Source organism: Micromonospora sp. NPDC049679 (genome assembly GCF_040659735.1).
Classification (GTDB): Bacteria; Actinomycetota; Actinomycetes; order Mycobacteriales; family Micromonosporaceae; genus Micromonospora_I.
This window is the reverse complement of sequence record NZ_JBFANZ010000004.1, coordinates 33,033-49,381: the sequence shown is the minus strand read 5'-3', so window position 1 is coordinate 49,381 and position 16,349 is coordinate 33,033. Positions and strand designations below refer to the sequence as shown.

At 67.5% G+C, this 16,349-nt stretch carries 18 protein-coding genes; 13 read left to right on the top strand and 5 right to left on the bottom strand.

Annotated features, from left to right (window positions below; genetic code table 11):
* Positions 1-961: 961 nt before the first annotated feature.
* A complete protein-coding gene (locus AB0J06_RS04340) occupies positions 962-1,198 on the bottom strand; it encodes a hypothetical protein (protein WP_357424494.1) in 237 nt (78 codons plus the stop codon).
* A gap of 237 nt (positions 1,199-1,435) precedes the next feature.
* Positions 1,436-2,254, bottom strand: coding sequence for a type I methionyl aminopeptidase (gene map / locus AB0J06_RS04335; protein WP_357424492.1), 819 nt, complete (start codon positions 2,252-2,254; stop codon positions 1,436-1,438).
* Positions 2,255-2,330: 76 nt separating this feature from the next.
* Here map and AB0J06_RS04330 point away from each other — a divergent pair, with 76 nt between their 5' ends.
* The 3 genes from AB0J06_RS04330 to AB0J06_RS04320 all read left to right on the top strand — a co-directional run bounded on the left by AB0J06_RS04330 (position 2,331) and on the right by AB0J06_RS04320 (position 4,671).
* The gene (locus AB0J06_RS04330; protein WP_357424490.1) at positions 2,331-2,597 is read left to right on the top strand and encodes a helix-turn-helix transcriptional regulator; all 267 of its coding nucleotides are present in this window, start codon (positions 2,331-2,333) and stop codon (positions 2,595-2,597) included.
* Positions 2,598-3,175: 578 nt separating this feature from the next.
* Positions 3,176-3,922, top strand: a complete 747-nt coding sequence (locus AB0J06_RS04325; RefSeq protein WP_357424488.1) for an NAD(P)H-binding protein — start codon at positions 3,176-3,178, stop codon at positions 3,920-3,922.
* 26 nt (positions 3,923-3,948) lie between these two features.
* Positions 3,949-4,671 (top strand): DUF4386 domain-containing protein, encoded by a 723-nt coding sequence (locus tag AB0J06_RS04320; protein ID WP_357424486.1) that lies wholly within the window; start codon positions 3,949-3,951, stop codon positions 4,669-4,671.
* Here the strand turns inward: AB0J06_RS04320 and AB0J06_RS04315 are convergent.
* Complete coding sequence (locus AB0J06_RS04315; RefSeq protein WP_357424484.1) at positions 4,668-5,366, bottom strand: hypothetical protein; 699 nt, start codon at positions 5,364-5,366, stop codon at positions 4,668-4,670. The two genes, AB0J06_RS04320 and AB0J06_RS04315, sit on opposite strands and share 4 nt — an antisense overlap.
* Before the next feature lie 201 nt (positions 5,367-5,567).
* On the opposite strand from AB0J06_RS04315, the gene AB0J06_RS04310 reads away from it, so the two are divergent.
* The 8 genes from AB0J06_RS04310 to AB0J06_RS04275 all read left to right on the top strand — a co-directional run bounded on the left by AB0J06_RS04310 (position 5,568) and on the right by AB0J06_RS04275 (position 12,095).
* The gene (locus tag AB0J06_RS04310; protein WP_357424482.1) at positions 5,568-6,158 is read left to right on the top strand and encodes a GNAT family N-acetyltransferase; all 591 of its coding nucleotides are present in this window, start codon (positions 5,568-5,570) and stop codon (positions 6,156-6,158) included.
* Positions 6,159-6,440: 282 nt separating this feature from the next.
* Positions 6,441-6,755 carry a type VII secretion target gene (locus AB0J06_RS04305; RefSeq protein WP_357424480.1) on the top strand — a complete coding sequence of 105 codons (315 nt, stop codon included), beginning with the start codon at positions 6,441-6,443 and terminating at the stop codon, positions 6,753-6,755.
* Complete coding sequence (locus AB0J06_RS04300) at positions 6,752-8,461, top strand: alpha/beta hydrolase (RefSeq protein ID WP_357424478.1); 1,710 nt, start codon at positions 6,752-6,754, stop codon at positions 8,459-8,461. The genes AB0J06_RS04305 and AB0J06_RS04300 overlap by 4 nt, the downstream gene beginning before the upstream one ends.
* Before the next feature lie 11 nt (positions 8,462-8,472).
* A complete protein-coding gene (locus tag AB0J06_RS04295; protein ID WP_357424476.1) occupies positions 8,473-8,973 on the top strand; it encodes a hypothetical protein in 501 nt (166 codons plus the stop codon).
* A gap of 113 nt (positions 8,974-9,086) precedes the next feature.
* Complete coding sequence (locus AB0J06_RS04290) at positions 9,087-9,719, top strand: GrpB family protein (protein ID WP_357424474.1); 633 nt, start codon at positions 9,087-9,089, stop codon at positions 9,717-9,719.
* 34 nt (positions 9,720-9,753) lie between these two features.
* Entirely contained in the window at positions 9,754-10,230 is a 477-nt protein-coding gene (locus AB0J06_RS04285) for a hypothetical protein (RefSeq protein WP_357424472.1), read from the top strand.
* A 287-nt stretch (positions 10,231-10,517) separates the two neighbouring features.
* A complete protein-coding gene (locus AB0J06_RS04280; RefSeq protein WP_357424470.1) occupies positions 10,518-10,724 on the top strand; it encodes a hypothetical protein in 207 nt (68 codons plus the stop codon).
* A 645-nt stretch (positions 10,725-11,369) separates the two neighbouring features.
* Positions 11,370-12,095: a spermidine synthase gene (locus tag AB0J06_RS04275; RefSeq protein ID WP_357424468.1), complete on the top strand. Its 726-nt coding sequence runs from the start codon at positions 11,370-11,372 to the stop codon at positions 12,093-12,095.
* A 62-nt stretch (positions 12,096-12,157) separates the two neighbouring features.
* Here the strand turns inward: AB0J06_RS04275 and AB0J06_RS04270 are convergent, their stop codons facing one another.
* Positions 12,158-12,382: a hypothetical protein gene (locus AB0J06_RS04270; RefSeq protein WP_357424466.1), complete on the bottom strand. Its 225-nt coding sequence runs from the start codon at positions 12,380-12,382 to the stop codon at positions 12,158-12,160.
* 82 nt (positions 12,383-12,464) lie between these two features.
* Positions 12,465-12,818, bottom strand: coding sequence for a hypothetical protein (locus tag AB0J06_RS04265; protein ID WP_357424464.1), 354 nt, complete (start codon positions 12,816-12,818; stop codon positions 12,465-12,467).
* A gap of 314 nt (positions 12,819-13,132) precedes the next feature.
* On the opposite strand from AB0J06_RS04265, the gene AB0J06_RS04260 reads away from it, so the two are divergent.
* A complete protein-coding gene (locus tag AB0J06_RS04260) occupies positions 13,133-15,109 on the top strand; it encodes a PAS domain S-box protein (RefSeq protein ID WP_357424462.1) in 1,977 nt (658 codons plus the stop codon).
* A complete protein-coding gene (locus AB0J06_RS04255) occupies positions 15,106-16,296 on the top strand; it encodes an HDOD domain-containing protein (protein WP_357424460.1) in 1,191 nt (396 codons plus the stop codon). The genes AB0J06_RS04260 and AB0J06_RS04255 overlap by 4 nt, the downstream gene beginning before the upstream one ends.
* Positions 16,297-16,349: the final 53 nt, after the last annotated feature.

Sequence of the window (16,349 nt, the reverse complement as noted above, 5' to 3'; positions counted from 1 at the left end):
TGGCTAGGGCGCAGCAGGGTTGGCGTTGCGAGGCCCTGGGCTAGTCGTCGGTCTACCCGTAGAGTTGCGTGCTCGCCTACTCTCGGGGCTTGGGAGACGTCATGGACACGTTAGGTTCGTGGGGTTGCAGCATCATGGCTGTGCTGGCTACCACGTGGGGCGTGGTCGTGCTCGTTACCGGTCGAGCTCCACAACGAGAACTACGTCATTTCCAATCCGTCGCGCAGTATGGATGGTTTTGTGTCGGCATTGGTGTGGCGTTTGGGTTTCTTGCCCTGGGCGGTCTCGGCGGTTGGTTCGGACCGCTGGCCATCGTCGGCCTCGGCTTGCTCGCTTGGGTAACCCTTCGCACTTATCGTCTACAGCTAAGGGCCACTCGACAGCGAGGCACTACAACCGACCAGCCTTGAGGAGTCTCCGCCTGGCTTCGAGGCAGGTGCGGTTACGCCCTAACCCTCTTTTGGATTAAAGCCTGCCCAGTAGGACCGGGGTCGCGCTACCGCCGAAGATCATCGGGCACAGATCTGGCACAACTGGGGCCGACAAGCCGTGTCAAACGTCGAGAGGTGTTGACGACGGTTGTGCAGGTCAGGCCGGCGATCCATGCGATAGGAGGTGATCTATCAAGGCCGAAGGTGTAAGGGGTTCAAATCCCCTGCGGGTGCGTGCCCGTTGCGTGCCCGACGGGACAGCGAGCTGCGGACCAGCAGAACCCCAGGTCAACAGGCCTGGGGCTTTTTGCTATGTGGGGAAGCGCGCTCACGTGCCGGCATTCGTGCACCGTCAGGTCCACGCCGCTTGCCTTGCGGGCCACGTCGAGGCGCTTTCGCCACTGCCCGTCGCTCATGTACCCGCCCCGCTCGCCGGACAGCAGCAGCGTCCAGCGCTCTTCGGGGGGCAGGCTCGGCGGGCGCTTGCTGCCGCGCGCCTGCCGGCGCTCCTCGCGGGCGGCTTCCAGCTCCTAGGCCCGCCGGCGGATGGCCTCCAGCCGGCGGATGACCGGCATCGCCTGCTCGGTGATGAAGATGGGGAACGTGGCCGCTTCGGTCTTCGTCTCGTCGCACACCTCACGCCGGCCGCCGGACCCGGTTGCGGTGCGCAACACCCAGATGGTCAGGTCGTCGGGCTTGAGCGGCTCCGACAGCAGCGCCGCAATCTCCTCCCATCGCACGCCCGTGTAGGAGGCCAGGCGCAGCACGTCACCGCGGCCCTCACCATTCGGGCCGGTCAGATCGCGCGCCCATCTCGGCAGCGGCCACGTCTTGTCCAATGGCAGTGCGACGATTTGCCGCAACGGTTGGCCGCCGAAGGGGCCAGCCGGACGGCACGCATGCCTGAGCGGTGGGCTGAGTCGTGTGGCTGGGACTTGCTCAGGAAGCTGCGGCAGGACCCATCCCCGGAACGCTCTGAGTCACGCTCCGAGGCGGGCAGTGGGTCAGGAGGCTGTGGCGGGCTTTTTGGTGGGGTCAGCCGAGGTGGCGCCGTGAGTGGGGCGGCGGGTCAGGACCTGGGGGCCGGAAGCCGTGATGGCGACCGTGTGTTCGGAGTGGGCGGTGCGGGAGCCGTCGGCGGAGCGGATCGTCCAGCCGTCGTTGTCGAACGTGATTTTGTCGGTGGAGCGGCAGAACCAGGGCTCGATGGCGATGGTGAGGCCGGGCTCGAGTTTCATGCCGCGGCCGGCGCGGCCGTTGTTGGAGACGTGCGGGGCCTCGTGCATGGTGCGGCCGATGCCGTGGCCGCCGAACTCGGCGTTGACGCCGTAGCCGTAGGAGTGGGCGACCTCGCCTATCGCGGCGGAGATGTCGCCGAGGCGGCCGCCGGGCTGGGCGGCGGTGATGCCGGCCTCCAGTGCGACCTCGGTGGCCTCGATCAGCTTCAGGTCGGCCGGGTCGGGGGCGCCGACGATGACGGAGAGCGCGGAGTCGGCCACCCAGCCGTCAATGCCGGCCGCCATGTCGATGCTGAGCAGGTCACCGTCCCGCAAAACATAGTCGTGCGGCAGGCCGTGCAGCACAGCGTCGTTGACCGACAGGCACAGCACGTTGCGGAACGGGCCGCGGCCGAACGAAGGGGCGTAGTCCCAGTAGCAGGATTCGGCGCCGCGTTCGGAGATCCGGCGGCGGGCGTGGTGTTCGAGGTCCATCAGGTTGACGCCGACTGCGGCGACACCGCTCAGCTCGGCGAGCAGCTCGCCGACGAACTGGCCGGTCACCGCCATCCGGCCGATCTCCTCGGCGGACTTGAGCTCGATCACGACAGCCTCCCTTTCCGGATGCGGTATTTTTATACCACGTCCGGTCGGGGATGCTCCGGAGGGATATCCTGCTCGCATGGTTCGCCAACCACTCACCGCCGAACAGATCGCAGCGGGCCAGCGCCTCGGAGCCGCCCTCCGGGCGGCGCGCGCCGGCCGTAGCCTCGTCGAGGTGGCCCTGGCAGCCGGCATCTCCCCCGAGACGCTGCGCAAGATCGAGGCGGGCCGCCTTCCCGCACCGGCGTTCGGCACTGTGGTCTGCCTCAGCCAGGCCCTCGACGTCCCCCTCAGCGAGCTGGCCGACGTCTGGCTGGCCGACATGCCCATCCGTCAGGCGTCCTAGAGACCAGCCGCCCTGGTACTCCAGTAGGAGATCCGTTTCAGGGTTCCGTAAGGGCTGGTCCAGCCGAGTCCGGTCCCGACTACGCCAGATTCAGGTCATTTCCCGACGGGCTCAATTCGCGCCAAACGCCTGGCCATTGAGGTTGGACCGTTTAGCGCGTAGCGTCCAGATGTCACTGTGGTCCCGGTGTCTGACAGTCTCCGACGTCGCGCGAATGCAATCAAACCGGGGCCACCATGACCGAGCTGACCGCCGTACGCAGAAGTTGTCAATCAGTCGGGCCGCGACCCTGCTCACCTGCGTCGTGGTCGGGTTCCGTTTGACGGCATTTTGCGCTGTAGCGCGATGCCCGCCTCTGGATGCACACGGTCACGCTCTGCTCGCGACGGCTGAGCCCGGCCGTGATCGTCGCCCGAACCGCGCTGCCGAGTCCACTTTGCACCGAGGACACCCACGCCGTCTGGGACAGGCCGCGCCTCGACCGGTGCAAGGAACTGAGCACGGCGTCCGTTCGGCCTGGTCGCGCAATTGCGGTCCTGAGTCATCTGGCCGCAACCTCAGACGCGAGAAGAGAAGTCATGGAAACCGCACAAGACCGAAATGACGCCAGTCGCCGGGCCATGCAGAAGATCTGCGTCGTCGGGGCCTCCGGAAAACTCGGGCAATACATGGTGCAACACGCGCTTGACCGCGGCTACGAAGTCGTCGGCGTGTGCCGGGAAGGAAGCGTGGGCAAGCTCGACGCGTTCAAGGGCCGCATCACAGTCATTCCGGGAGCGACAGACGACCGCGACGTCATCAGACGCGCGGTTGCCGGGTGCGACGGCGTGTTGACGGTGTTGGTTCCGCGAGGGGTCCACCACTACTCGGCGGGAACAGCCCAGGCGGTGCTCGATTACGCACGTCCCGGGGCACGCCTCGTGTTCTCGTGCGGGTGGCACATCACGCGCGACGGCCAAGACGTGTACTCGTGGAAGCTCAAGGCGATTGTGAAGGTCGCCGGTCCACTCGCGAAGCTCGCTCGCTTCGCCGACCTCGACGACCAGGTGGAAGCGTGCCGGCGGGTGTTCGCCAGCGACACGCGGTGGACCGTTGTGCGCGGCAGTGACCTGGAGGAGGGCGACAGTCAGGGCCTACCCGTGTGGAGCAAACATGCGGGTGACCCGCTTCTCAAGAGCAACATCACGCGCCGAGTGGACTTTGCCCTATTCATGGTTGAAGCCCTCACCGACGACGAGCTCGTCCATGAGGCACCGGCAATCGTCGGCCGCCAAACACCCTCGGCGCTCGCGCATGTCGTCCCCACTCGGGACGGGTCGACATGAGCCCAGCAAAACCGAAAGGAGTTCCGATGACCTCGCTGAGGAAGACAGCGCTCGTCGCGGGCGGGCTCTACCTGCTCACCTTTTCCTCGATCCCGACCCTGGCTCTCTACGCTCCGGTGCGCGAACCGAACTACATCGTCGGCCCCGGCCCGGACACTGCCGTCATGGTCGGCGGCGTCCTGGAGATGATCGTGGCCCTCGCCTGCATCGGCACCGCGGTCGTGCTGTATCCGGTGGTCAAGAGGCAGAACGAAGCGGTCGCGTTGGGCTTCGTCGGCGTACGGGTCCTGGAAGCTGCCACCATCGTTGCTGGCGTCGTGATCCTGATGTCGGTCGTGACCTTGCGGCAGGCCGGAGCCGGAGCAGACGCGTTGATCACCGGCCAGGCGCTGGTCGCCATGCGTGACTGGACCTTCCTGCTCGGCCAAGGCTTTCTCCCGGCCGTGAACGCCCTGTTGCTGGGCTCCCTGCTGTACCAGTCGCGCCTGGTGCCGCGGGTTCTTCCCCTACTCGGATTCATCGGAGCGCCCCTGCTCGTCGCTTCCGCCGCCGCCACGTTGTTCGGCCTCTGGGAACAGGCGTCCGCGCCGTCGGCGCTCCTGACCATCCCGATCGCGCTATGGGAGCTGTCCCTTGGCGTCTGGTTGGTGGTCAAGGGCTTCAATTCCTCACCCATCACAGCTGGCATGGGCGCTACCAGCACCCCGCCCGCCAGCCGCGCCCCCAGCCTCTCTGGGCAAAACATCTAACCGCCGACGACACGCCCGGGACCCACACGGCCGGGCCGCTGTGCACGGCAGCAGACGGGCGCGACGCAGGCTTCTGCCGCGGTCCGCGCGCTACGCAGCGTCACGCCGAGCTGGCCCGGTTGCCGTCCGGACGTTCCGAGATCAGCGGGTTGCGGTGGCGCGATGCGAGGCACGGATGGATCGGACGGATCAGTAACCGATTCTCCGCCAGCGGCCAGCCGTGCGGCTGCCTCGGCGGGCGTGTCGTCGTAGCCCGGCCGGGCGAGGAGTACCGATTGGAAGAAGTGGCCCTGCTCCTCACCCGGGTCGTCGTCCGCCGCGAACGGCCGCCACAGCGCCAGGTACAGCTCTCGCGCGGTAAAACCGTCGTCATCCTCGTTCGGAGCGAGATCGACGTGGCAACGCAGCCGCTCCACGACCTCCAGCGCGGGCAGCCCAAAGACATCGACGTCGCGGAACCGCACCACGTCCCGCTCGTGTGGACGCCACACCTCGATCGCGTTGACCCTGTCCCGTGTCGGCCCAACTCCGAAACCCACACTGAAGCCGAGCCCGCTTGGCAGGTGCTGCGCCAGCTCACCGAAGGCCGTTGGCGTCAGCGGCCCGAGCGTCCCGAGCGCCGCTCGCGCCTCTTCGGCAGTCAGCCCAAGCCGCAGCGGGCCGATCCCGTGCGGCGGATCGAGCACGAACTCCATCCGTAGATCATCGCAACCACTCATCCGCATAGAAACCCAGACGGCCCGAGTGAGCGCGTCGTTGTCGCAGGGTCTCCTCCTCTGCCGCGATCAGGGCGCCGGCTCACCGGTCGCTGAACGACCGGATCTGCCGATGAGCGCTCAGTCGCCAGAAGCGCAAGCGGTGCGTCGATTTTCGACGGATTCGCGATAATGGCATCCATGCCCAGCCTCGTCAGTGCTTTCTTGCCCGCCGGAAGCCTCGCCCGCCACGAGCAGCCCTCCTTATGCGCCGATGAGCTGTTGCTGCGTCCGTGGGCTCGCTATGACGCAACTGCGGTGGTCGCCGCCTACAGCGATCCGGCCATCCAGCAGTGGCACGCGAAGACCATGACCGTCAAGGAGGCGTGCGACTGGATCGCTCACTGGGCGCAGCGCTGGGCCGACGAAACTGGCGCCGGGTGGGCCATCGCTGCCGGAGGGGCGGTCGTGGGGCAGATCAGCGTGCGCCGAATCCGTCTTGATGAGGGCGGTGTGGAGTTCTCCTACTGGATGCTGCCCGCCGGCCGTGGCCATGCGGTCGCCTCGCGAGCGCTGACGACAGTGACCGCATGGCTGTTTGAGACCGTCGGCATCCACCGCGCCGAACTGGCGCACTCCACCCGCAACACGGCCTCCTGCCGGGTCGCAGTCAAAGCCAACTTTTCCCTAGAGGGCACCAAGCGGCAGGAAGCCCTGCACACCGACGGCTGGCACGACATGCACCTGCACGCCCGCATCAACACCCTCGTCGAGGGCCACGCGACCACCTGAAGTCGGAAGAACACCCGCTTCTGCCGCCGATCGGGCGTCACAATTCGTGGCTGACCTGCGGTGGCGCTCGACACGCGGTCTTGCCGAGATGATTGCGTGGCTGCTGTGGAACCTCGACGCCGATCAGCAACTGCGTTAACGCCTGCCGCGGCTTGCCGCTCTGAATCTGGCAACGGGGATTGCGTGGCGGGCGCTAGCGCGCGGCTTGCCATGTAGCCCGGTTGTTGTACGGTTCCGACCAGGCGAAACGCGTCGGCAAGGCGCTCAAGCGGGGAGGGACGCGTGGGTTTCCCGGATGCGCTGTGTGTGGATGTGGAGCAGCTGCGGGCGGTAGCCGGCAAGGTGACGGCGGCGTCGGAGACGGTCGGGCCGGCGTACACGTCCAGGCGCGACAGCCTGGCGTGCCGCGGTGACGATGGCTGGTCCAGCGTCGCGGCGGCGCGCACGGCGTCGACGGCCTGGGGTACGTTCGTCGGCCAGCTGGCTGCGTCGGTGTCGGGGTTGGCCGGCGACCTGCGCTCCGCGGCTGACGCGTACCAGCAGGCCGACGAGGACGCGGCGGAGCTGCTGCGTCGCGGGGGTCCGGTTCCGCGATGAGCGTCGTGAGCCTGCGTCAACTGCTGGACGCCGACGCGGCGCCGGTCGCGGCGGCCGCCGTGGCGTGGCAGGCGATGGCCGAGGAGTTGGACAACGCCGCCGAGCAGCTGATCCGCGGCACCCGTGACCTGGAAGACGCCTGGCCGGAAGGTCCGGCGTCGCAGTCGGCACATGCGAAGACCGCGCAGTTGCGAGCCGAGGTGAGCAACGCCTACAACCCGTGTCGGCGGATTTTTCAGGCGTTGCGGGGTCATGCCGACGCGCTGGCGAGTCTGCAGGAGACGGCGCGGTCGATCGTCGACGACGCGCGCCGCACCGGACTGCTCGTCGACGTCGCGGCCGGGACTGTGCGCGCCCCGCAGAGCATGTACGAGGGTCCGGCGCCGCACGCGACCGCGCAGCTCGTCAGCGGCTACGCCCACCAGCTGAGCGACGTGGTCGCGCAGGCAGCGGCCCTGGACGACCGAACGACCAACGCGATCAACGCCAATCTTCCGGACGCCCGGACCGGGTTCGGGTCGCTGACCCTTCCGCCGGTCAGCCGGGCGGATCTCGAGAGTCAGCGCGGACGCCCCCCGAAGGATGTCAACGCCTGGTGGTTGAGTCTGACGCCGGAGCAGCAGGAACAGGCCATCGCCGATCATCCGGACCTGGTGGGTTGGCTGGACGGGGTGCCGGCGACGGATCGGGACACCGCGAACCGGATCTCGTTGGGCCGGCATGAGGACGACCTGCAACGACGCGAGGACGACATCAACCGGCAGATCGCGCAGTTGCGGGCGGGGATCCACCCCGGTTCCAGCCGTAGCGAACTTGAGGGGATCGGCCGGCAGATCCTGACGCTCACCAACGAGCTGAACAGCATAGACGCGACGCAGGTCAGCCTCGCGAAGGTCGACGCCGCGCTGGCGAAGCTCGGCGACAAGGGTCTGCTGCTGGGTATCGACCCGGCCGGTGACGGCAAGGCGATCGTGGCGGTTGGCAATCCGGACACCGCCCGGCACACGGCGGTGTGGGTGCCCGGGCTGGGCACCACGCTGGACAGCACGCGTGGCAACGTGGATCGGGTGTTGCATCTGCAGGAGGCCGCCGACCGGCTGACGCCCGGGCAAGGGGAGGTCGCCACGGTGATGTGGCTGGGTTACGACGCTCCCGAACTCGACCATTCCGTGGTTACCGGGGAGCGTTCCCGGCAGGGCGCGGAGCCGTTGAGCCAGTTCGTCGGAGGGCTGCGTGCCACCCACGGTGACGGGTCGTACCACGTGACCGCGGTGGGGCATTCCTATGGCTCCACGGTGGTCGGCGAGGCCGCCTTGAGCGGCAGGCTGCCGGTGGACGACATCGTCACGGCGGGCAGCCCCGGTACGCACGCGGAGCACGCCGGCGACCTGATGACGGACCCACGTCACGTGTGGGCCGGCTCGGCCGAGGACGACCCGGTGTCGAATCCGGTTGAGCATCACGGGAAGTACCTGGATTTCATTCCGATCGTCGGGCCGTTCCTCGACGACGCCGAGGACGACGGACACGGGCCGAGCCCGCACTACGACGACTTCGGCGCCAACCGCTACGTCGTCGACACCTCCGGGCACAGCGACTACTGGAACCCCGGCTCGGAAAGCATCGAGAACCAGGCTCGGGTCATTGTCGGCAAGTACAGCCGTACCGGTCTGGAGCACGGCCAGGCACCACCGGACCTGCCATGAGAGGACCGAGAATGCGCAGCAGTAGCGGCTTCCGCGTCACGGCGATGCTGTGCGCACTTCTACTGGCTGGGGCGGCCTGTACCGGGAACAAGGGCAAGGGAGACGATGTGGACATCCGCAGCGAAGCTGACGTAACGCGCCAGGTGCAGCAGTACGCCGAGCAGACCGCCACTGCCGTCGGCAGCACCTTGACCAATGCGGCCGCCAGCTCCGCCCCCTGCGAAGGCCGTGCCGGGGAACTCTCCGAAGACATCTACTACGTACAAGGCACATATCAGCTGCCGCTAGCACCAGACAAGCACCTCGCGACCCTCGCCCGGATTCGGGACCAGTGGCGAGGCCAGGGCTACACCATCACGGAGGACCGCACCTTCCCGGACAGCGCCGAAGGGACGGTGGCGGCGAAGACGCCGACCGACGGCTACCGCATCAGCTTGGAGAGCACGTCGCCGCCGACCATGCTGGCCCTGCTCATCCACTCCGACTGCTACCGCTCCCCGCAACCCCGCTGAAGTCAATTCGGCAATAGGTGCGGTTCGTGTGCGGGCATTCGCTCGCCCTGCTTGGTCTCCGGGTCGACATCATCGCGACTGAGCCCCAGCACTTCTGTCGTACCCTGACCAACTTGATTCTTTCGGAGGTTGGGTTGGCTGAGTATCCGCGGGAAGTCAGGCAGCGCTTTCAAGGCACGCCCGAGCAGATGGTTGCCGGCCTGGTAGGCGAGCCGCCAAGAAATTGGCAGGCCATCGTCATCCAGGATTATGACCCGGCCTGGGTGGGCCGATTCGCTGCTGCCAGCTCCGTGCTGAAGGAGGTTCTGGGCGGCCTGGTCATCAATGTTGAACACGTCGGGTCCACCTCGGTGCCGGGCCTGGCGGCCAAGCCCATCATCGACATCGATCTCCTTGTCGGGGACACCACGGAAGAGCCCCGCTACATCCCCGCTCTGGAAGCGGTCGGGTACCGACTCGTTCTTCGGGAGCCGTGGTGGCACGGGCACCGGATGCTCGTTAGCCCGACGGGGGACGTGAATCTTCACGTTTGGCCGCAGGATGCGCCTGAACCTGTACGGCACAGGCTCTTCCGCGACTGGCTGCGCTCGCATCCCGAAGACCGGGAGCTTTACGCCACGACCAAGCGACACCTCGCGCGAGACACGGCGCATCAACCCGGCGACTACAACCTGGCGAAGAACGACGTCATCGATGACATCTATGCGCGCATCTTCGCAGCAACCGGCGAGGAGGGTCGGGACTGAGCCCGAGCCATGGCGACGCGGCGCACTCGTCCGGATGTCTGACGACACGATCCGGATCGGTCGCGTCTGTGCGGTAGCCCAACGCCAGACCCACCTCATCACCGGGGTACTCGTAGTTGTCCGGCCAGGCGGGCAGCCAACGGCTGAATCCGGCTCTGTCGACGTGATTGCCGAACTGGTGGGCCTCGTTGATGACGTCGACGCCGAGCACGACGGCCGCACCGCGTTGTGGGTCGCGGTACAGGCCGACATGCACGATAACGCCCGCGTACTTGCTGCAGCAGGCGAACGCATGACGGCCGATGATGGCCGGTTGGTCGCCAGGGCGGCTGAGTCTGGCCAGCGCGGATTCCGGCCTTTCACCGCCGCATCTGCCAGCCCCGGCCTTGCGCAGGACGAGAGCGCCGCCGTCACGCAGGCGCATCGCCTCATCGACGCGTTGCGCGACTTCGACTACGACGGGCTCAACTTCACCTGGGTGGCGGGTGTGGACGCGGCCGAAGCCGTGTGACGGCTGGAAGCCACGGTCGTCGAGCACGACGATCCTGAGGCGATGGCCGACGATCTGTTTCACGACGCGAACCCCAGGGCCTCCGGGTTCGATTGCCCGTCCGCGACTACTGGGCGCACAGCGGCTGAGCCGACCCTCCTTCCCCGCATCCGCGGTGGGCTGGCTTACGAAGGTCGTCAGGCGCGATCAACTTGGTTAGGTTCTCGCCACCGATGGGTATGAATCCCTCCGCCTACATCGGTGGCCACCCCTCATGCGGGGCCTATCTTCCAAGCGAGGAGACGCGAGTGCGTACCGGATCAATAGGAGGAGTGGTCCTCCTCATCTGGCTGCTCATCGGCGCGATAGCGGCCGCCCAGCGTGGCTACTTCGATGGATCTGACACCAACTGCGCCGAGGTCGGGACCATTGCAGTAACAGTTGTTGCCGGGCCCCTGAACTACGTCGGCGTGAACCCGAAGGTCAATTGCACAGTGCCGCAGCCTTCGAAGTAGCGGCGGCCGGCCGGATACCGTCGCCCGGGAAGATACCCAGGTCGATTTCGCCCACGCACCGGATCGGGTGCGTGGGCGAGGCCGCGTGCTGGCGAGGGGCTCGCCACGGGCCGGCACGCGGCCATAGTCCTCAACCCTGGCCGTGCCGTGCCGTGCCGTGCCGGGCTGGCCGGGGCGCCGCTGACCAGAAGCACGACACCGTGCGTCGAGGCCGCCCGGTCCGTCGATATTTCCTGGTATCCGGGGGAGTCGGCGCACCGCTGGTAGCTCTCGATGAGGATCGGCATGAAGCCCGCGCACATACCGGTCCTAGCGTTCCGGTCGTGGATGGCGAACTGCGCGAGTGCGTACACGGCCACAGCCGCATGTCACTGCCCGGTAGCGCCGACGGGCGCCGCGATACGCGTCCCGGGGAGGTCCCGCGTCCGCCACCGCCGGCCGGTGGAAGACTGCACGACGTGGCGTCACGCCTGGGCAGGCCGAACGGCGTCCGGCTTGCCATCGGTACGGCAGGGGTGAACGCGACCGGGCGGCGCCGGGCGTAGGGACGGTCGAGGCGCCTACGTGGTCGCGGCGCGCTTAGAAATACCCCCCGCGAAGGCGAGAGGCCACCCTCGCTGGATATGGCAGGAGAGGAAGTCGCGAATGAGGCCGCGTTTCGAGGAGCTTGCCTGGCACGAGACGCCGATGGGCGCGATCAGTCTGCGGCGCAGAGTGGATCCATCGCTCAACGTCGAGGTGTATGAGGTCAAACTCGATGACGAGTACCTCATGTCCAGCCTGTTCACGGTGGCCGAGATCGAGCTCGCCCGCCTCGGCCTTGCAGAACTGGCGGGCAGGGACCTCGATGTGGTGGTGGGGGGTCTCGGCCTGGGCTACACGGCGCGGACGGTGTTGGAGGATCCGCGCGTCAACTCGCTGACGGTGGTGGAGGCGCTCGGCGAGGTGATCGAGTGGCACCGACAGGACCTGCTGCCGTTCGCGGGCGCCCTCACCTCCGATCCGCGAAGCCGTATGGTGCACGGCGACTTCTTCGCGATGGTCAGAGACGCGACGGGATTCGATCCCGACGTACCGGATCGCCGCTTCCACGCGATCCTGGTGGACATCGATCACACGCCGCGCCAGTTCCTGCACCCGAGCCATGCCGATTTCTACACGCCGGACGGCCTGCGTCGTCTCACCGGTCACCTGCATCCCGGTGGCGTGTTCGCACTCTGGTCGAACGACCCACCTGACGAGGAATTCACCGCGCTGCTCGCCGACGTTTTCGATACCTCGAAGGCGCACGCCGTCAGCTTCCACAACGCCCTGCAACGGCGCGAGTCGATCAACACCGTCTACGTTGCGAGGGTTGGAGGGAGCACATGATCAACGCACTGACAGAAAAATCTGACACCTGATGTCGGACTTTATCGTCGATACCCGTCAGGTCACCCGGCGAGTCGTGTGGGGCGGCCCGGTGTCCCGCCCGCCTTCGCCCGGTGCACCGGAGTGCCGATCGACACGGCGAGCATGCAGGCCGCGAGCGCCCCGAATGCGGCGGATACGTCCTCGTCCGAGAAGGTGAGCCCGGTCCCGCCGTGACCGAGGGTGGCGAGGTTGCCCGCCTGCTGTACGCGGGTGATGAGCGGGAACTCGATCGGTGCGGGGGACAATGGAGTGGCCGTCAGCTGCGGCGCTCGCCGGGGGAATGGCCCGCCATGGCCGGATCGCGGGGCGCGCCGAGGGTGATCGCCGCTATCGGAGGTTTCCCGCGGAGGGCGCCGCCCGGAACCATGTCGTCTCGTCCCCTGCTCCGGCCACGCGCGTGACGCCGGCGGAGAAGGACAGCAGCCGGGCGAGGAACTCCGGGTCCACGCTCGGGTCCGCGACCCGTACCCGTCCGGAGAGCGCCGCGGCGGCGGGCTCTCCCCGCGGGGGGGGCAGCTCCGCGGGGAGAGCGTGGAGACGTGCCTCCGGGTAGCGCTTGAACGGCCGGGGCCGGTTGCCCGGATCCATCGGGACGAACCCGGGTACGTCCGGGCGCCGCGGAGGTGTCCCGCCGTAGCTCGTCTCGCGGTGGAATGCCCGGGCCACGTCGCCGTCGTTCATGCCGGCCCGCATACCCGCCCGCGCTGCGCATACGCCCGCCCCGATCGCCCCGCGTTCGCGCGCTGGCCAGCGGGTAGGCCGTTTCTCGACAATTGCCTCAAGTCGGGTGCAGGGGCGCCGACAGAAGGGGCGGACGATAGCGACTACGTGAAGTGAGTATCGGAGCCATGACAAGAGTGGGAGCGAGGTCCGCGGGCGTCCCGGACGCGTCGCGCTCCTTGTGGGCTTCGTAGAAAGGCCGCGCCATGTCCGGAAGCCGCGCACCGCAGGCTGCTCAGCGTGAGGTCGACTATTCCGCTGCCAGCTGCCAACTGTTGCTGAGCGAGGATGATCTGTACCTCGTCGCCGACTCCATCCCGCACCTTATGTGGGTGGCGGCGCCCGATGGGTCCATCGAGTACGTCAATCGGCGCGGGACCGAATACACGGGGCTTCGCCGGGAGTCGCACTACGACTGGGACTGGCTGTCGTTGGTCCACCCTGACGATGTCGACTACGCGAGAGAGGGGTGGGCAGAGGCCACCCGGACGGAAACGCCGTACGAGCGGGACTACCGGCTTCGCCGCGCCGACGGCGAATACCGCTGGCATTGCTTCCGAAGCTTGCCGGTGCGCCGTGGCGACGGTCCGATCGTGAGCTGGATCGGTACCGCCACCGACATCGAGGATCAGAAGGCGCTCGAGGAGAGTCTGCGCCGTTCTGAGCGGCAAACCGCCGAGACGCTCACCCTCCTGGAAACGCTCCAATCAGCCGCGCCGATCGGTTTCGGCTTCGTGGACCGCGAGTTCCGGGTGGTCCGCAGCAATGAAATCCTCGCCTCGATCGGCACCGGCTCCCCGGCGGAGCAACTCGGACGCCCGCTGGCTGAGGTGATTCCGGAGCTGTGGCCCCGCGTCGAGTCCACATACCGCCGGGTGCTCGATACCGGAGAAGCCGTCCGCAACCTGCACATAACCGCGCCGTCCGGTCGTGATCCCGACCGCGTCCACTCCTGGCTCGGGAGCTACTACCCGGTCCGGCTCGACGGAGAGATCATCGGTGTGGGGCTCGTCGTGGTTGACATCACCGAGCGCACGGCGGCTGAGGAGTTCCGCTCGGTCGTCATGGAGAACATGGCCGAAGGTCTCTACACGATCGATGACGAGGGACGCCTGACGTCCTTGAACCGGGCGGCGTCAAAGATGCTCGGGTGGGAGGAGAGCGAGCTCGAGGGCCGGGACATGCATGCGGCCGTGCACTTCCAGAGGTTCGACGGGACTCCCATGCCCTCGAACGAGTGCGGTCTGCTCAAGGTGCGGGCCGAAGGACGGCCGGTGAGCGTGGCCGCGGAGGCATTCACCCGCAAAGACGGCTCCGTTTTCCCGGTTTCCTACTCGGCGGCGCCGCTGCGCATCGGGTCGACGTTCAGGGGTGCCGTCATCGTGTTTCGCGATATCACCGACCAGCGGAAACGGCAGCAGCGTGAGCTCGAAGCGCGGCACGACCAGAAGCTGGAGTCGCTGGGCCGACTCTCGGCCGGTATCGCCCATGAGATCAACACGCCGATTCAGTTCGTTGGCGACAACACGCGGTTCCTCGCGACCGCCTACCAGGAGATGTTGGAGCTTCTCCTCGTCTACCGGGAGTGCATGGACCTCTCGGCGGGGGAGATCGCATGGGATGAGCGCATCGGCCGTGTGACGAAGGCGGAGCAGAAGGCCGACATCGACTATCTGGCATCAGAGGTGCCGGTCGCGGTGGAACAGAGTCTGGAGGGCATCGAGCGGGTCGCTTCTCTGGTGCGGGCGATGAAGTCGTTCAGCTACAAGGACTCCAACGACCGGTCGTACGTGGATCTGAACGAGGCGATCAGGACGACCCTGACTGTTGCCCGGAACGAGGTCAAGTACGTCGCCGACGTCACGCTCGACCTCGGTGAGCTTCCAGAGGTCCCGTGCACGCTCGGAGACCTGAACCAGGTGTTCCTGAACCTGTTGGTGAACGCCGCGGACGCGATGCAGGACAAGGACGAGCGGGGAGAGATCCGGATCAGCACCCGTGTCGAGGGCCCGATGGTCGCGATCAGCATCGCTGACAACGGATGCGGCATCCCGGAGCACCTCAACCACCTGATCTTCGAACCCTTCTTCACCACGAAGGAGGTCGGGAAGGGGACGGGTCAAGGGCTGGCGCTGGCGCGGACAGTGTTGGAGAAGCACGGGGGGACGATCGAAGTGAACTCCCGGACAGGAGAAGGTAGCGAGTTCGTCCTGCGCCTCCCGGTCGACGGTAAGCGGCCCGGTTCGGCATGACCAGGGCGCGCGTACTTTTCGTCGACGACGAGCCGCGCATCCTCGACGGTCTGCGGCGGTCCCTCCGCTGTCGGCGGGGGGAATGGGAGATGTCCTTCGCGACGAGCGGTGGGTCAGCGCTGGAGCTGCTGGGGGAGTCGCCGCACGACGTGGTGGTGTCCGACATGCGGATGCCCGGTATGGACGGGGCGGAGCTGCTCACCCACGTCAGCAACCGCCATCCCGAGGTGGCTCGGGTCGTTCTGTCCGGCCACACCGAGCCGCAGGCCGCGATCAAGGTCGCGATCGCGGGTCACCGCTTTCTCACCAAGCCCTCCGACATGGAGAGCGTTGTCGGCGTCATCGACCAGCTCGCGATGACGACGTCCCGTACGCACGGGGCCGAGGCGCGGCGGATCGCGGGAGCCGTCCGGTCTCTACCGAGCCTGCCGGCACATGTCGATCGGCTCACCGCGTTGGTGCGGGCGGCGCCCGATGCCGAGCTCGCCAGCGCCATCCGGGCGGTCTCGCGCGATGTGGGCCTCACGACCAAGCTCCTACAGCTGTCGAATTCCGCGTTCTTCGGTGCCCGGCCACGGGTCGCGTCCGTGGAGAGTGTCGTCAACGCCCTGGGCCTGCCCACGATCCAGGCGGTGGTGGATACCTCTCAGATGCTGTGGTCGTCCGTGCCGTGGGAGCCCGCCGTCGAACGGGACCTGACCGCCTCCTGGCGGCACGCGGTCGCCACCGCCGTTCTGGTCGCGTCGATGGCCTCGCCGGCGAACCGTCCCTACGCACAGGCCGCCGCGTTGCTCCAGGACGTCGGCCGGTTCGTCTGCGTGGCCGGCGCGGGAAGCGGCCCGTGTCCGGGGGCGAACGTGATGTCCCCCCACTGCCAGGGCGTCCCCTACCGCGACGTCGGCGTCGAACTGCTGCATCTGTGGGGTCTGCCGTCGCCGATCGTCACGGCGGTGGCCCAGCGGGATCTCGAGCACCGCCCGGCCTCCTCCGGCCTGGGTGTCGCGGCGGCCGTCCGGGCCGCCCACCTGCTCATGCAGCAGACCGAGTCGGGTGATCCCTCCGACGGCACGCATGACGACGAACTCGCGCTGCTGCTGGCGCATCCGCAGCTGACGGCCAATTCCACCGACTGGCGCAGGGCCGCGGAGGAGGCATCCGCGAAAGCCGGGCGGTGGTCGTCGCAATGAGCGATGAGAACAGCAGTGCCGGGACGGGCACGACCGAGGCGAGAAGAGGAGGG

Bases quoted from the DNA above. Each gene is read 5' to 3' on its own strand.
- AB0J06_RS04265 (WP_357424464.1), bottom strand. From the start codon at position 12,818: ATGAACGACGGCGACGTGGCCCGGGCATTCCACCGCGAGACGAGCTAC.
- AB0J06_RS04310 (WP_357424482.1), top strand. From the start codon at position 5,568: ATGCCCAGCCTCGTCAGTGCTTTCTTGCCCGCCGGAAGCCTCGCCCGC.
- AB0J06_RS04325 (WP_357424488.1), top strand. From the start codon at position 3,176: ATGGAAACCGCACAAGACCGAAATGACGCCAGTCGCCGGGCCATGCAG.
- AB0J06_RS04315 (WP_357424484.1), bottom strand. From the start codon at position 5,366: ATGGAGTTCGTGCTCGATCCGCCGCACGGGATCGGCCCGCTGCGGCTT.
- AB0J06_RS04320 (WP_357424486.1), top strand. From the start codon at position 3,949: ATGACCTCGCTGAGGAAGACAGCGCTCGTCGCGGGCGGGCTCTACCTG.
- AB0J06_RS04330 (WP_357424490.1), top strand. From the start codon at position 2,331: ATGGTTCGCCAACCACTCACCGCCGAACAGATCGCAGCGGGCCAGCGC.
- AB0J06_RS04285 (WP_357424472.1), top strand. From the start codon at position 9,754: ATGTCTGACGACACGATCCGGATCGGTCGCGTCTGTGCGGTAGCCCAA.
- AB0J06_RS04255 (WP_357424460.1), top strand. From the start codon at position 15,106: ATGACCAGGGCGCGCGTACTTTTCGTCGACGACGAGCCGCGCATCCTC.
- AB0J06_RS04295 (WP_357424476.1), top strand. From the start codon at position 8,473: ATGCGCAGCAGTAGCGGCTTCCGCGTCACGGCGATGCTGTGCGCACTT.
- AB0J06_RS04275 (WP_357424468.1), top strand. From the start codon at position 11,370: ATGAGGCCGCGTTTCGAGGAGCTTGCCTGGCACGAGACGCCGATGGGC.
- AB0J06_RS04300 (WP_357424478.1), top strand. From the start codon at position 6,752: ATGAGCGTCGTGAGCCTGCGTCAACTGCTGGACGCCGACGCGGCGCCG.